The 16,210-nt window shown below is 48.3% G+C and carries 12 protein-coding genes; 6 read left to right on the top strand and 6 right to left on the bottom strand.

Going from position 1 to position 16,210, the window contains the following annotated elements; translation table 11 throughout:
* Both FE839_RS23615 and FE839_RS23610 read left to right on the top strand, forming a co-directional pair.
* On the top strand, positions 1-328 hold a 328-nt coding region (locus FE839_RS23615), incomplete at its 5' end, for a transposase (RefSeq protein WP_138363163.1).
* A gap of 252 nt (positions 329-580) precedes the next feature.
* The gene (locus FE839_RS23610) at positions 581-1,105 is read left to right on the top strand and encodes an RNA polymerase sigma factor (RefSeq protein WP_138363162.1); all 525 of its coding nucleotides are present in this window, start codon (positions 581-583) and stop codon (positions 1,103-1,105) included.
* Positions 1,106-1,183: 78 nt separating this feature from the next.
* On the opposite strand, the gene FE839_RS23605 is transcribed toward FE839_RS23610, so the two are convergent.
* From FE839_RS23605 to exbB, 5 genes are all read right to left on the bottom strand, one after another.
* The gene (locus FE839_RS23605) at positions 1,184-3,907 is read right to left on the bottom strand and encodes a M16 family metallopeptidase (protein WP_138363161.1); all 2,724 of its coding nucleotides are present in this window, start codon (positions 3,905-3,907) and stop codon (positions 1,184-1,186) included.
* A 33-nt stretch (positions 3,908-3,940) separates the two neighbouring features.
* A complete protein-coding gene (locus tag FE839_RS23600; RefSeq protein ID WP_138363160.1) occupies positions 3,941-6,508 on the bottom strand; it encodes a TonB-dependent siderophore receptor in 2,568 nt (855 codons plus the stop codon).
* 415 nt (positions 6,509-6,923) lie between these two features.
* Positions 6,924-7,751: an energy transducer TonB gene (locus tag FE839_RS23595; protein WP_138363159.1), complete on the bottom strand. Its 828-nt coding sequence runs from the start codon at positions 7,749-7,751 to the stop codon at positions 6,924-6,926.
* On the bottom strand, positions 7,748-8,188 hold the full coding sequence (gene exbD, locus FE839_RS23590) for a TonB system transport protein ExbD (RefSeq protein ID WP_138363158.1): 441 nt from the start codon (positions 8,186-8,188) through the stop codon (positions 7,748-7,750). Before exbD ends, FE839_RS23595 begins: the two co-directional genes overlap by 4 nt.
* Before the next feature lies 1 nt (position 8,189).
* The gene (exbB, locus tag FE839_RS23585; protein ID WP_138363157.1) at positions 8,190-9,299 is read right to left on the bottom strand and encodes a tonB-system energizer ExbB; all 1,110 of its coding nucleotides are present in this window, start codon (positions 9,297-9,299) and stop codon (positions 8,190-8,192) included.
* A 289-nt stretch (positions 9,300-9,588) separates the two neighbouring features.
* Here exbB and trxA point away from each other — a divergent pair, with 289 nt between their 5' ends.
* The 3 genes from trxA to FE839_RS23570 all read left to right on the top strand — a co-directional run bounded on the left by trxA (position 9,589) and on the right by FE839_RS23570 (position 14,655).
* Entirely contained in the window at positions 9,589-10,845 is a 1,257-nt protein-coding gene (gene trxA / locus FE839_RS23580; RefSeq protein WP_138363156.1) for a thioredoxin, read from the top strand.
* Positions 10,846-11,084: 239 nt separating this feature from the next.
* Positions 11,085-12,857: an ABC transporter ATP-binding protein/permease gene (locus FE839_RS23575; RefSeq protein WP_138363155.1), complete on the top strand. Its 1,773-nt coding sequence runs from the start codon at positions 11,085-11,087 to the stop codon at positions 12,855-12,857.
* A gap of 37 nt (positions 12,858-12,894) precedes the next feature.
* A complete protein-coding gene (locus FE839_RS23570; RefSeq protein ID WP_138363154.1) occupies positions 12,895-14,655 on the top strand; it encodes an ABC transporter ATP-binding protein/permease in 1,761 nt (586 codons plus the stop codon).
* Positions 14,656-14,695: 40 nt separating this feature from the next.
* On the opposite strand, the gene FE839_RS23565 is transcribed toward FE839_RS23570, so the two are convergent.
* Positions 14,696-15,052 carry a FecR/PupR family sigma factor regulator gene (locus FE839_RS23565; RefSeq protein WP_138363153.1) on the bottom strand — a complete coding sequence of 119 codons (357 nt, stop codon included), beginning with the start codon at positions 15,050-15,052 and terminating at the stop codon, positions 14,696-14,698.
* A gap of 643 nt (positions 15,053-15,695) precedes the next feature.
* On the opposite strand from FE839_RS23565, the gene FE839_RS23560 reads away from it, so the two are divergent.
* A complete protein-coding gene (locus FE839_RS23560; protein ID WP_138363152.1) occupies positions 15,696-16,199 on the top strand; it encodes an RNA polymerase sigma factor in 504 nt (167 codons plus the stop codon).
* Positions 16,200-16,210: the final 11 nt, after the last annotated feature.

Genomic DNA, 16,210 nt, shown 5'->3' with positions numbered 1-16,210 from the left:
GTTATGCCACGACGAACTGCGTCGGATGAAAATCAGTGCACTTATCCCTCCCCGGAAAGGCGCGGGTTACTGGCCGGGTGAATATGCGGACCGAAACCGTGCAGTGGCAAATCAACGGCTGAGCGGGAGCAATGCCCGGTGGAAATGGACGACAGATTATAATCGTCGCTCAATAGCCGAAACGGCAATGTACAGGGTAAAGCAGTTGTTAGGCGGTTCGCTGGCGCTACGGGACTACGACGGTCAGGTTGCAGAGGCTTTGGCGCTGGTGCGTGCACTGAACAAAATGACGAAGGCGGGTATGCCAGAAAGCGTGCGCATTGCCTGAACAGTGAGCTGTTACAGGAAGACTCGCCTCAAATCTGATTTATTCAACAAAGCCTACTGCAGGCATAACCACCACAACGTCAATCTCTCTTTTTTTACCTGCAGCCACCCAGCCTCAAAACAACGATACACGGGTTTATGCCATTTTCTGCATATCTGAACTGATGAAAAACTATTATACTTTTAAAAATAGTTTTTATATTCTACCCCGGTTAGCATCAGTTATCAGCGTTTCTGCTTACGGGACATCGTTATGGAAGTCAGTCGCAATCATTCCCACCCCACTAAGCATATAAGTGACATTTATGCTGAATTGCATCCCCTGCTCCTGCGCATTATGGCCTACCGCACAGGCTCTCACCGTGTTGCGCAAACGCTCAGTCAGCATCTTTACAATCAATTTTTAAAATCAGCAAACGATATTAAAAGCGATACGGAAATACGCAATGCGCTTATTCGTCTGGCATTACATACTTCGACAGATTATTTACGCATAGAAAAATGCCGTGAACGGTTACTTATCGGGACATTACATATGTTTGATAACTATGATTATGCATCCGATAACGAGAGTGAGAGTGAAGCCGATAAAGCAGAACGAAACCGGATGACGAGCATACTGGAAAAACTGCCGGAACAGTATCGCATCCCATTACATCTCAGCAGAGTGGAAGGTCTGACACATGCCGAGATCGCCGCCAGACTCAGCGTATCGATGAATGATATCGAAATATATCTCACGCGTGCCATGTTGTATTGCCGGGAAAATATGAAGTAACTCGCTGGCCATGCCTTCTTTTGCCGTCAGACGACGGGCGCAGTATCTGAGCGTCCCTGCTCAGTATTAACCAGAACCTTAGATATCAGGCGAATTCACTGGCTCAGCACAAAATAAGCTGTCGCCATTGCCCTTCACGACAACCGCATCAGGCATCATCGTCTTAATATCCTCAGCAATCAGTGCTAAATCACCGGCAATCACCCAGGTTAACCCGTCAGGACGGAAACATTGCTGCGCCATCCTGTTCACCTGCTGGAGATCCGCACCAGCCAGTTGTTCCTGATAATGCTGCCAGTATTCCTCCGTCAGACCGAGATTCTGGATATGTGCCAGTAGCCCTAACAGACCGTTTGGCCCTTCAGCAGAAGCAATAAAACGCAACAGGATCTGATTGCGGATCTGTTCCAGTTCCGCCTCGGTGATCGGTTTTTCCCCATTCAGCGCAACATATTCCTGGTGTATTTCACGGATCGCATCAACGGTTCGATCCGTTTGTACCGCAGTCATCACACAATGAACACGGGAGCCACGCTCATTAATGAGCATGCCATTCACCCCATAAGACCAGTTTTTCTCTTCGCGTAAGTTCTGATTGATGCGCGAAGAAAATCCATCGGCGAAAATTTCGTTGGCCAGGAAAAAGAGCGCTTCCTGATCCCATTCAACACCAGGAATCAAACTGGCTGCGGCGATCAACGACTGACCGGTGCCTTTATTGTCGATCAGGAAAACCTGTGGACGTCCGCGAGGGGCTATCACAGACAACGCGGTTTTCTCTGCCCGCACTCCTTCTTCGTGCCACTCCCCTAATGCCTCGTCAAGCAGCACGACAATCTCGGTAAGCGTCGTATCACCGACCACCATAATCTGCCCGCTTTCAGGCACAAATAACTGGCGCTGGCAAGAGAGAATCTGTGAAAAAGACATATTCTCCAGTGCGTTATACGTCAGGCTATTTCCTCCCGGTACGCAGTAAGGATGCCCTTGCGGATACATCAGCGCCGGTAAAATCCGGTGGATCATCGCCTCCGCGCTATTTTGTTGATCCAAAATGTCATCGAGACGGACAGTGCGCTGGCGGGTGAAGTCTTCCTCCAGAATCGTGGTACGCCGTAACCGGTCGCCCAATAGTGCCACCGCGGAGCCCAGCGTATTAGCCGGACAACTTAGCGACGCTCTGGTCATCTGTTCCAGGTGCATAACATCGATCAACGCATGAGCATCATGTAAGGCGGAGCTAAACGCAAAGGCATCCGTCTCGCCAACGCCAGATTGGTTGATCAACGCGCAGGTTAACGCAGCCACTCCTGCCTCACCGTCAAACCCACTCGACATGACCATCTCCAGTGTCACCGAAGGATGGGAAGCCCGTCGCGCCAGCGTCACCTTCATACCATTTTTTAACCTGGCATGTTCCAGCTCTGGTAAAACGACCGGTTTAGGCGGCAGAATATCCGGAAACTCCGCCCGTGAAGCCGTGGTTTCGCTCACGCTGGTCGCCGGGAATGGCACCATGTCAAGAGTATAGCGATTGCGCAGTAACCAGCGACGCACCACATCCTGCAATTGCGCCCCGGTCGCGGCTTTAATATCCGCCAGCACCGCGCGATATCCATCGGCGCGTCCCAACGTCACCTGGCTGGTGGTCAGAATATCCGCCACCGGCGATAACGTTTTACAGGCCGAGGAGAATCCAACCAGTTGTTGATTTTTAGTACGTTGCAGTAATGCTTCATCCGGCGGCGTTAATAAAAAGCGCTGTAGCTCTTCATCCACAATCCGTTCAATATCCCGGAAAGAGGCATCCCCGACCAACGACACGCTAACCACAAACTGGCTCACCAGCTCGGCATACTCCAGCGAGGTGGACACTGAACTGGCCACTTTCTCTTCATACACCAGACGTTTAACCAGCGGCGATGTCATGCCCGATGCCAGTAACGTCGCTACCATCGAAAGTAAAGTGCTGTCGGTATGCCCGTAAGGCGGGATATTCCAGTAAAGATGCAGACTGCCATTTTGTACCGGAGCCTGGAAAACATCACGCCGTCCCCAGGGGATATCAGGCACCCATGCCGCTTGTTTCACCAACGGGGTACCGCCAGGAATAGCACCAAACCATTGAGTCACCTTTTCCCTGGCGGTGGCGACATCAATATCGCCAGCCAGGGTCAGGACCGCATTTGTCGGCGTATAATAGGTGCGGAACCAGTGGCGAACATCTTCCAGCGTCGCCTGTTGCAGATCTTCCACTTCGCCGATCACCGTATGCGAATAAGGATGCTCCGGGGGATAGCAGCCTTTTATCCGGTAGCCGAACAATTTGCCATACACACCACTTTCGGTTTCCAGCTTCTCATTCAATACCACCCGCCGCTGTTGATCTAACGCGACCTGGTTGATTCTTGAATAAAAATGCCCCATCCGATCGGATTCCAGAAATAAGGCATAATCCAGGGAACCGACAGGAACCGTTTCAAAATAGGTTGTCCGATCCTGTCCTGTTGTCGCATTTAAATTCGAGGCTCCGGCCTGGAACATATAATTAATAAATGGTCCAGGCGCATTTTCGCTCCCCTCAAACATTAAATGCTCAAATAAATGGGCAAATCCTGTTTTTCCGGGCACTTCATCTTTTGAGCCAACCTTGTAAACGAGGTTTAAAGAAACCAATGGTGCTTCATGATTTTCATAGACAATGACAGTCAATCCATTATCCAGGACAAAAGTCGAGGACTGGAGATCAATAATGTCAATGTCATGACACGCCTCACGCTCTGGGGTCGTTATAGTATTCACAGATTAAGCTCACTATCAGTCAAAGTTTATCACTTAAAAAACTCCCGACAGGGTCAGCCTGAAACTACGCGGCTCACCATACCAGTTACCGTTTAACGTACTACTGATTGTCTGGTAGTAGCGACGATCAAACAGGTTATTAATATTAAATTGCGCCGACCAGTTTTTATTTATCTGGTAAGACGTAAATGCTGAAACAACACTGTAGAACCCTTGTTTAATAGTGACGCCTGGATAACATACCGTGCCCGTAATATCGCACTGACCATCCGCAGACTGGTAGTATTCACTCTGCCCAATCACGCCACCACCAATACGCCAGCGTTGTAAAAAGTCACTGCCGTGAAGCTGATAGCTGTTCCAGATTTTAAACTGATGTTCTGGCGACTGAGTATTAATTGACTGGCCAGAATTCCCCGGACCATCATCGCCAACATAGTAATTGCGGTTATAGTTATAACTTGCCGCAACCTGCCAGTAGTCAGTCAAGGCGCCGCTAATTTCAAAGTCGACCCCTTTACTAACCTGTGTGGCTTTAATGTTGGCATAACAGCACGACTGGTCTCCGGTCAGCCAGGATGATATATCGGTCAGTGTCGAGTTGTTTTTTTGCTGCAAATGATAAAGAGAAAGTGACACATTCAATTTACCATCGCTGTATTTTAAACCCGTTTCTTTATTCGTCCCAGTTATCGGTTTTAACGGCGCGCCTTCAGAAGTATGTAACCCTGCCTGAGACTGGAAAATATTGGTATAGCTAACATACGTCGTCCAATGCGGAGTCAGATCAAAACTCACCGCATAGTATGGGATATTAGCTTCTCTTTCCGCATAAGGCGTCTGCTGTATATCCGCGAGCAGATAGTTATTGCGATAATTATTATACCGGTAGCCGGTCATCAGATGTAACGGCTTCCACGGTGTAATCGTTATCTTGGCATACAACCCGGTTTGCCTTTCCTGATAATCATCTTTAGTGCTATCACCAGTAAAGACCGGTGCAGGCCAATCGTTCGGATTGAATCCGAATATGTTGACATTTTTGACGCTGCCATCTGGATTATCATATTCATAGAACGATGTCGGGGAATAACCGATAGAATTGGTTCGGCTATAGTTACCACCAATAACCAGACTCTGTTTTTCTCCCCACAATGTTATGCCGCCATTTAATGAACCATCCAGTCCATCTTCCTTCGCGCGATAATCCGTTTTATTGGCGAGTAATGTTAAGCCATTGCCCTGATCATCGATTGCGCCAGTGAAGGAGCTGCCCAGCGAAGCGTATTTTTGATCCATATGATTCAGGTTTAAATGAAGCGACCAGTCATCATTAAACTGATGATCTAGCTGGGTAAAAAGCTCCATTGTTTTTGTCCGATCATAACTCCAGGGTGTCACCATACTGAAGCTACGCGGCAAGTCTAAATCACGGCCATCGGCATAACGCGGCAGACCATTTCGCCACGGCAGAGCATCATCATCCGTGTAGCTGCCACCGATACGCCATTGGGTATCTGGCGTGATATCTCCTTCCAGGTTGCCATAGATAATTTTTTTATCGTCATTGGCCCCTTTGTAAAAATAGTCTTTCTTTTGCCAGGTCAGAACCAGGCGGCCACGGAGTGCGCCATCGAAACCCAATGGTGAAGACGCATCCAGAACGTTACGGTAATCATTCCATGAGCCTACCGATGAAGTCAGCGAAACCTGTTGATGATCCAGCGGGCGTTTACGCACCAGATTGACCACGCCAGAGGATTGCCCATTACCATTAAACAGCCCATCGACACCACGTAAGACTTCCACGTGATCATACATGGACATATCAAAATTCGGTTTGAGCTGAGCTGAATCGCTGATATTCATCGGCGCGCCGCCGTCAATCTGGATCTGGGTGATTGGCATCGCACGCGAATAAAACGTCGTCTGTCCGCTATCTGATCCCTGGACAGTCGTCACCCCGGCCATATGTTGCATGGCATCTGAAAAATCATCAATATGCTGGTCGGTCAACTGTTTATTCGTCAGGACACTCACCGATTGCGGCGTATCTTTAATCGATTGCGGCGATTTCGAGCCAATCGTCATCAGATTGCTGGTGTAACTGCCTGAGTTTTCCGTTGCAGTAACATCCGTACTGCCGTTTACGCCGCCAGATACCTGACTGGTGCTGCCTTCAACCGTGACCGCACCGAGCACATTGCTGGCGCTGGTTTTGGTGTTTGCCGCCGGTTGCGGGTAAACAACAAAGCTGGTCGCATTATAGAACTTGCCCGCCATACCACTGCCAGCCAGCAACGCGGCCAGCGCGTCCTGAGGCGCATAATGTCCATGAAGACCCGCCGTTTTATGTCCCTGGAGCATCGACAACGGAGACATCAACTGAATGCCGTGGCTCTGTGTGCTGAACTGTGTCAATGCATCGCTCAATGATCCGGCAGGGATCGCATAGTCATACTGAGCCTGTTGGTGAATAGCTTCACCCGTCGGTTGCGCACCATAAGCGGGGAGCATCATTCCGGCGAACATCACGCCGGGTAATAAAGCCCGCAAATGAGGTCTATCACCACGCATCTTTTTTATTTTTTTGTGTGCCACTTCGGTTCCCCTGTCTGTGAAGATACGTTAGAGAAACGCCTGATATTCATTATTTCCTCAATGCCATCATCACCACATATTTGTAAAATTGACGCCCACAAGCATCTCGCCTCAGAGAAGGAAGAATAAAAGTAATAAAAATCAATCAATTAAAGACAATATCCAATAATAAAAAAAGAGCACCCAATAATACAAAGCAGATAAAAGAACCATAAAAAAGCAAGCATACAGAGTAATACGTTAGATTAAAAGAAAAATGCAGATATATGCTCTGAATATTTCGCCATGATGGCATAATTATTATCATTTGATTTATCGGGGAAAATCGTTTCCCGAAATAATATGGCAATACAAATAAAAAAATCAGGTAAGGACAAAAGCCTTACCTGATTAATGGGTTTCCCTGCTATCGGGATTATTTTATAACGAACTCAATTGGCACAGCCAAATCAAGACGATCACTACCAGGCGAAAAAGCGGATGCCGGTGGCGGTGGCAGTGGTGAAACGCGCTTCATTAATGCCAGAGCTTCATGATCCAACGAATCGATTCCCTGACTGGCGACAATATCCGCATCGAGCACATTACCTTCGCGGTCGATAACAAAATGCACCATGACCGTATCCTGTAAATGCTGATGCATCGCATATGCCGGATAACGCTTTTTCTTCTGTAATTCAGCCACAATTAACGACTGCCAGTTCATTTTTGCCATTGCCATCTGACTTGATGCGCCGACCTGAGGTGCAGCGTTTTGTTTCGTCACTTTGGCATCGCTGTTATTCACCTCGCTTTGCGGCGACGTTTGCTGGTCATGATGTTTCTCTGGCTGTTTCTTTACCTGTTTTTTGGGTTTCGGTTTATGCTCTTTTGGCTTTTCCTCTTTTTTCTCTGGACGCGGCTTTTCCGTTACCGCCACCGCGACCTTCGCCTCTTTGACCTCTTTAACTACCGCGTTTAATTCCGGTTGCGGCGTCTCTTTCGGCTCTGGCGTATTATCCTGCTGTTGCGCCACGCTTTTTATGGTGTTGTTCTGAACCGTTTGCACAGTATCAACCATCTGCACCACAATCGGCGCGGCTTTCGGTAACGCCGACGCCGCATTTATTTTGCTATCGCTCTGCCATAAGAAAATAGCGACCAGCGCAATATGTCCAGCCAGAACCAATAAAGGGCAAACCAGCCAGCGCGTAACCTGCAATCTCCATTCAGAGAAAGGTTCGTTATAGCGACTCACCATCATGACTTGTTAGCGCCTCCGGTGGCTTCCAGCCCTACTAACGCCACCTGGGTGTAGCCATCATCACGCAACAAATCCATCACTGATATCAGTTTTTCATACGCGACATCTTTATCCGCACGCAGGAAAATACGCGTCGACTTATCCCCTTTCGTTATCTGGTCAAGTTGCCCGCCTAATTGTGCCGGTGCCACATTGGTATCATTAATAAACAGCGAATCATCCTGTTTAACACTCACGGTGAGTGGTTTCGGCGGCGGCGTGGTGGACTTAGCCGTGGTCGACGGCAGGTCAATCGGAATTGACGAGGTCGATAACGGTGCGGCAACCATAAAAATAATCAGCAATACCAGCATCACATCGATAAAAGGTGTGACATTAATATCATGCATTGCGTTCAGGTCATCGTCAGAGCCCGAAGAGTGTGATGAAAAAGCCATATTACGCCGCCGTTGAAATAAATTGATAACCGTCTTCCATCGACTCCAGATCCTGGCTGACCAGACACAGTGTTGCGGTCATTGCATCAGCAATTAACAAACGATTACCGGTAATCTGGCGACCAATAATGTTGTAAAGAATTACCGCCGGGATCGCTACCACTAGCCCCAACGCCGTCGCAAATAACGCCTCGGCAATCCCTGGCGCGACAACGCTTAGACTGGTGGATTGTTGTTGAGCAATAGAAATAAAGCTGTGCATGATCCCCCATACTGTGCCAAATAAGCCGACAAAAGGTGCCACTGCGCTGGTTGTCGCTAACAGACTGGCGCCACGCGTTAAACGGCGAGCTTCGGCAGCTTCGACACGTAAACAGAGAGCATGAACACGCTCTTTCACCGTTTCTGCGGTATGATGATGTACGGTTTTACCGGCAACTTTCGTCAGTTCCTCCTGCGCGATCTGCTCCATGATTACGCAACACTGCGCAGACAACGTCGGGCATTCCTTCAACGTTCGCTGCTTTTGCAGTTCGCGAATGCTCTTAACGAGCTGGCGACGGCTGGTAAAAACTTCCCACATCTTAACCAGCCAGACACTCCAGCTCATTAAAGACGCGCCCACCAGCAGCAACATTACCGCTTTGACGACGCCATCGGCATGCTGATACATGCTCAGCGGCGAGAACCCCGTTAATGGATTAGCCACGGCTGCCGTGTTAGCTGTCGCAACCGGCGCTGGAGCCGCTTCTGCAGGTGCACTACCCATCGCCACTGGCGCGGGTTCGCTTTTGCTATCAACCGCGCCTGGCGCGGTTGCCGCCGCGGCGACACTGGCATTTGCAGGCGTTGAGGACAATGCCGGTGATGTTGTCGTTGTCGCTGTGGATGCCGACTCTGCCGTGGTTGACGGCGTAGCGGATGCGGTCGTCGACACACTGTTGGCAGGCGTTGACGTTGTTACTGCTGGGGTCTCTGCATAAGCGGCAGACGTTCCGCTCAGACAAAATAACAAAAGACCCAGACTTATTCCCTTGTTCAGGTTAGCCAGCGTCGTTCTGGTAAACATCATCGGGTGTTTCTTCGTTGCGATCACGTGATACATCTTCATCTGCGTCCTGTTGAAACTGTTTGTTTAGCTGATATTCAATAAACGCCTCTCCAGCCTCGCCGCCTCAACCGTAATTTAAAAAAAACACCTATCACTTACACTCCTTAAGAGATGAGAATTAACCACCACTTAATAACAAAAACGCAGTCAATCAACGGCAAAAACACCACAAAAATTACAATAATATTTCATTAACGATATTGTGCCGGTTTATGAATTGTGGATTTTCAATGAATCAGACGTTTACAAACAAAAAACCAGGTGCCCAATATCGATATCAGGAGTTGTTATGTCATCAGAACATATTCAGGAATTAACCCCAGAGTCCGTTGATTCCCTACTGGCTAATGAAAGTTTGCCGCTACTTATTGACCTGTGGGCTCCCTGGTGCGGCCCCTGTCAGGCAATGGCCCCAATGCTGGACAAACTGGCGGAAAATACGGTCGGTAAATTACGTGTGACCAAACTGAATGTCGACGACTGGCCTGAGCTGATGACCTCTTTTCGCGTGCGCAGCATCCCGACGCTGATCCTGTTTAATCAGGGAAGCGAGCATGCTCGTCAGGTCGGCGTATCTTCACTGACCGAGCTGAATCAATGGTTACGCGATCAAGGCGTTAATGTCACAAACGATGGGGAAGAGATTCAGCTCCAGGAAGCAAACTGGGGTGCATTTTATAATGATGACGCCCTCTACCAACTTTATCGCCAGCGTCTTGAACAGGCTGCCGAGCAACAAAGTATTATTCATTATCTGGGTGGGCAAGTTGGGCAACATCAACGGACGTTGGCCGCAAATATGGTCAATACTGACTCATTAGAGACCTTTGAGCGTGCCACCGGGATCCCGTCGGGCTTAGCACATTGTCTTGATCAACTGGATATTTTCAGTAGCGAAGATGTCCGGGTGCTGATGGACGCGTTAACCGCAGGGAAAATACTCGATCTTGTACCACTGCGTTTTATTGAACAATGGTTGCAGCAATCCCACTGGCCAACTCGTTTAACACCGGCCGTGGAATCCCTGCGTCAACGCTGGCTTGAGCTGACTGCGCAATATCTGCGCGGTGAATCCACTGCGCTAAATCACTGGAACCAGTTGCTCAACGAACTCCAGACCCAGCAGGAGTGCACAGAAGGCCAGTTCCCTATCAGTCATATACTCTGTAAGTTGCTGCTCGAGCTCAGTTATCCACCTGAAGCGGCGCATAGCGATGCATGGCTAAGTATTTGTATTCACGTCAGCATGTTGCAAATGCAGCTTCTGCAACGCGACGCCGGATTCAGCGACCCCGAATTACTGCTGCCGGAACAGCGCTGGCACTGGATTAACCAGCAAATGCCGGGAGATATCACCGAAATGGAAATTGAGCAGTATATTGAGCAAAAATCGCAGCAATGGAACCAGCAACATGAAGCGTTCAGCCGTAAAGAAACGCATTTTTTTGAACAATATGTTCCACTGATGCGCAGCCTGTTGCCGACGTTGCGCCAGTCATTGATGACAATTATCGACAGCGCGCCGGTTTATCAACCACAGATATAACCTGACATCGCCCGGTCCCGCATAAAAAGTGTCCTGATTCATCCCTGGACACTTTTGTCGGGTTTGCGTGATTCCGGCCTTGTGGCAACCTATCCCGGCTATTGTCAGGATGTTGCCCACTAACCCGTCAGTGTCAAAACAGGCGTCTTACGGACTTTTACCACAATCATGGCGGAATCATTGCAGAATTGACTGCTGTCAGTCGTTCCTCATATAACTTGTGCAATCTGGAACAAAACATGGCTTCATCTTCGTCTTACAGGGACTCATTATCTCCTCATGACAAAGACAATTACCGTCTGAATAAGCGTTTTTTTCAGCGCTTATGGCGCTTAATTAAACCTTACTGGTTCCGCCGTTCAGCCTGGAAACCCTGGTTAATTCTGGGTATTTTGCTGTTATCTGCCGGTGGATTCAGTATCGCGGGCGGATATTTTTCCCATTTGGTCGCTGAAACCACCAATGCGCTGGTCAATAAGAGCAGTTTTTACTGGCGTTTGACTATCTGGATGTCGTTTATCGGCCTGCTGCAAAGCGCAACCATGTGGTACACCATTTATATCGGTGGCAAATTGTTGCTCGACTGGCGACAGTGGTTAAGTCAGCATTTGATCGACAGTTATTTGCGTAATCGTACTTATTATGAAATACAAAAAGATGACACCATCGATAACCCGGATGAACGTATTCAGGAAGAGGTCTCCCCTTTTTGCCAGACCGTGATCGGATTTCCACAATATGTGGTCAGCTCGGTTGTCTCTATTGGCGTGCAGGCCAGTATTATCCGTGAAATCTCGATCCCGTTATTCTGGTCCATCCTCGCCTATGCCGTGGTGAATACGCTTGTCACGTTGTGGGTTTATAGCCCAACCGTGCGCCAGAACTGGGATCAAACGATCGCCAACGCCCGCTGGCGTACTTCGCTGATGCACCTGCGTGATAACGCGGAAACTATCGCCTTTTATCGCGGGGAGCGCAGCGAACGCCAGCGTCTGCTAAAAGATCTGACCACGCTGGCCAAGACTAAAATGCGTATTATTCTCTACGGTCTGGTGCTCTCACTTACCGATCAGATCAGCGGTGTAATATTAAAACTACTGCCGCTATTATTCGTCGTTCCGCTCTATTTTGAAGGGCATGTTCAGTTCGGTACGATTGATCAGGCCGCCGCCGCCGCCGGGATGATCGTGGCTGGGTTATCGATCCTGTCTAACTACCTCCCGGCCCTGACTCAGTCAATGCCGACCGTAGTGCGACTGGCTGAAATTCAGGAAAAATTCGAGGCGTTGTCCGATCAACACCAGCCTCAACGCCATACCATCAACAAAGTCCTTAACGATAATGTGTGTCTGAAATCAGTCGACGTCTATACCCCAGGCGGCGAACAACATCTGGTTCATCAGTTATCGCTGAACGTCACGCCGGGGGAACATTTAGTCATTGTCGGGCGAACGGGTGTCGGGAAAAGCTCATTGTTACGCGTGCTGGCAGGGTTATGGCAACGCGGTGAAGGCGAGCTGGCTATGCCGTCTCTCGATCAGACGATGTTTATTCCCCAGCGACCTTATATGGTGATGACCGATTTACGCTCACAACTGCTCTATCCTAATCAGGACATCGCGCTGGATGACGCAACGTTGCGCCAGGTATTTATCACTCTGGGACGCCCGGACTTTTTGGATAAACAAGGTGGTCTCGACGCGATAAAAGACTGGCGAAAAGTTCTTTCATTAGGTGAACAGCAGTTAATTGCCTTTGCCCGCGTACTTTTACGCCAGCCACGTTTTGTCTTCCTTGATGAAGCCACCAGCGCGCTCGATTTGGCCACGGAATACCATGTCTACCAGTGTTTAGCGCGTAGCAAGATAACCTTCATCAGTGTTGGTCATCGCAAAAGCATTCTGGCGTTCCATAAACAAAAACTGGAATTGTTGCCGCAGGGGAACTGGCATCTGAGCCAACTGCCTGTGCCTGTCGCCAGCGAGCAGGATCTACTGGAGAAAGTGGGATAATTATGATGTCTGCCACAAGCAATACAGGAGCGCGTCCATGGCTGTAATGTTGTCTGAACTGCTCAATGATCCGAGAAAATACCGTATTGATGGCGTATTTTTCAAACGGGTCTGGAAAATGGCGGTACCTTACTGGACCCGCAAAGACGCCTGGAAATCCTGGCTCAGCCTGGGTGTTCTGGTCCTGATGATGGCCGGATTTAGTGCCTCCGGGGGCTATTTTTCTTATTTAACCGCCGATTTGACGAATGCGCTGGTCGAACATAAGACCCATGTTTACTGGTCATTATTAATATGGATCACGGCGATGGGGTTAATTCGCTTTGCCGCGACCCTCGGCCAGCAACTGCTAAGCGCATTGCTGAACCAGCACTGGTGGCTGTGGTTAACGACCTATTTAATGGATAATTATCTGGCCAGCCGCACTTACTATGAAATCGTGCAGGACGATAAAATAGATAACCCTGATCAGCGAATTCAGCAGGAAGTCGAGCCTTTTTGCACCACCATGTCAACCATGCCACAAATGCTTATCGGCTCGTTGATGGATATGGGCATACAAGCGGGGATCCTGTCAGCAATATCCCCTACTATGTTAATCTCTGTCGTCATTTTTGCCATTTTACAGACCCTTTTTACATGGCTGATTTATCGCCCGACCATCAAACAAAACTTTGATGTCACCGTCTCCGAAGCCGATTTACGTTATGGATTAACGCACGTTCGCCTGAATGCAGAAAATATCGCCTTTTACCAGGGGGAAACCAGCGAACAACAACATCTTCTGATCCGCCTGAAAAATGCGGTGACAAAGAATTTACGCGTGCTGGTGTATTCGATTTATATCCAGATTGCCAACGAAGGGGTGAACCAGATCTGGACTTATCTCCCCTTAATTATCCTGGTCCCGCTCTATTTTCATGGTTCTATTGATTACGGCACCATCGCCCAGGCAACCGCCTCTGCCGCGATGCTGTTAAGTAGCCTGTCCATTGTGATGAACTACATTCCACAATTGAGCCAGGCAGTGCCTAACGTGATCCGCCTGGCGGAGATCCACGAAAAATTTGTCGAGATGGCGAATAACAAACCCGATCCGAAACAGCAGATTATCATCCGCAATGGCGAGAGCATTGTACTTAACCATATTCATCTGCAAACACCGGGTGGCGAACAGGCGCTGGTCAAAGATTTAAGCCTCAGTTTACCCGCCGGTAGTCGCTGGGTGGTTGTTGGCCGAACCGGGATTGGTAAAAGTTCGTTATTAAGAGCTATGGCCGGATTGTGGACCCGCGGCAGTGGTGAAATCGAACTCCCCGCCGATGAGCAAGGCTGTCTGTTTTTACCTCAGCGCCCTTATACCTTTAACAGTAGCCTGCGCAACCAGTTGTGTTATCCGGACATTGACAGCCCGCTTGAAGATGCGCACCTGATCACGGTATTACAGCAAGTTGCATTAGGTGATTTACTGGATAAACATGGCGATCTCGATACCGAAAAAGACTGGGCGCGAGTATTATCGCTCGGTGAACAACAACGTATCGCCTTTGCCAGGGTGATCCTGCGCCAGCCGCGTTATGTCTTTTTAGACGAAGCAACCAGCGCGCTGGATGTCGCCACCGAGGAGCAGCTTTACACCTTACTGGCAGAGCGCAACATCAGTTATATCAGCATCGGGCACCGGGACAGTTTGCTCCATTTTCATGACCAGGCATTACGCCTGCTGGGGGACGGGAAATGGGAAATATTGCCTGCGGCGTCACTTAAACTCGACCCAACCGAAACGGAAATCAGTTGATTCCAACCTCGTTATCGACAGCCCCCGGCAGCAACGGGGGCTAATAACGCAGTGTCTGCCACACATAACTGACTGCCAGTATAACAAGCACTAACACCAACACCCCACCCGCCCAACGGAGAAACTTTTTACGCTGCGGCACCGAGAGTTCCTCCGTATTCGCCGCCGCCTGAGTATCAACGGGCAGATCATGCCACTGCTCCAGCGAATTACCCAAAGATATCCACAGACGTCTCGCCTCGGATAATGCGATCTCATTATCTGGTTCGTGGCGCCAGCGGGCGAAATGCGCCAGATCGGCGTCAGAGGCATCACCCGAAGTCAGCCGCACCACCCAAAAAAGCGCCTGTTCATCCCTCTCCTGCCGGGATACCGATGTAGACTTTTTTATCGCCATAACATTGCGTTCATTCCACGTCAACAGACCGCGCCAAATTGATAAATATTACTATAATCATCTCTTGCAATAAATACAGAAAATAATGACATCCAGAAATATTATCTGACCAAACAAAATAATAAGCTTTAAATTCTTTACCGCATAAAATAGCACCAACATGATAAAAATCATAAACAGCAAAGCTAATTGGTTTTTTATCTCATGATTACCACTAATACAGAATATTTACCCGCAATTTACCTGTCCGGGGACGATGGAAGAAAAAATCATCGCTTTTCTCTTACAGATCGACTAGAAATAAGAGAACCCTATTATCAAAAAAAACTATTTTTCGGTATATAAATGAGAGGTAAGCTCCATGATTACGCGATTGGTGTCCATCACGACCTGTTGATGCTGATAAACAAAGCCTGTCCAATATTGTCATTGTCTGTTTTACAATAGCCAGTGTATAAAAATGTAACAACATGCCGATACTGATAGAAAGCGAACCTCTCAAAATCTTTGTAGCATAGAATGACAAAAATTTATCCTTTGTAAATTCAAAGGGTTTCCTTCACCGGAAATAACTCTGAAAATATTTTATGGTCAAAAATCAACCTGCCGTTCCGGGGGCTAATAGTAATGTGGAGTGATAAACGTGTTAGCAAGCAATGAAATTGTCGATGTTTTTGTCGATTTACAACCAACATTAAAAAGAATTGTTACATATCGCACGGGTTCTCAGCAGGCCGCTCAGGATCTGACTCAGGATATGTATTTCCGTATTTTGCAACTTGCCAATACTTTCCCGACTTATGATGACGCAAGAAACTATCTCATCCGTATCGCGATGAATTCATCTATTGACTATCTGCGCACCGAAAAAAGACGCGCGCAGTTACTCAGCGGTGCTGTCGAACTTTTCGATGGTTATAATCCCTCTCCTGAGGAAAACCTTTTTTATAAACAGCAATTGTTATCTATTGATAAAGCACTGGAAGACATGCCACCAAAATGCCGAGAAGTTTTATATTTAAGCCGCATTGAAGGTTTAACCCATGCAGAAATCGCCAGCCGCATGAATGTTTCTCGCAGCCTGGTTGAAAAATATTCTGTCAAAGCGTTATTACATTGTAAAAATTATTTAAATAGTCAGGATTAATATGCTAATCC

This window comes from Klebsiella indica (assembly GCF_005860775.1).
GTDB classification, from domain to species: domain Bacteria; phylum Pseudomonadota; class Gammaproteobacteria; order Enterobacterales; family Enterobacteriaceae; genus Klebsiella; species Klebsiella indica.
Note: the sequence above shows the minus strand (reverse complement) of the source record. Positions and strands in the feature narration are given on the sequence as shown.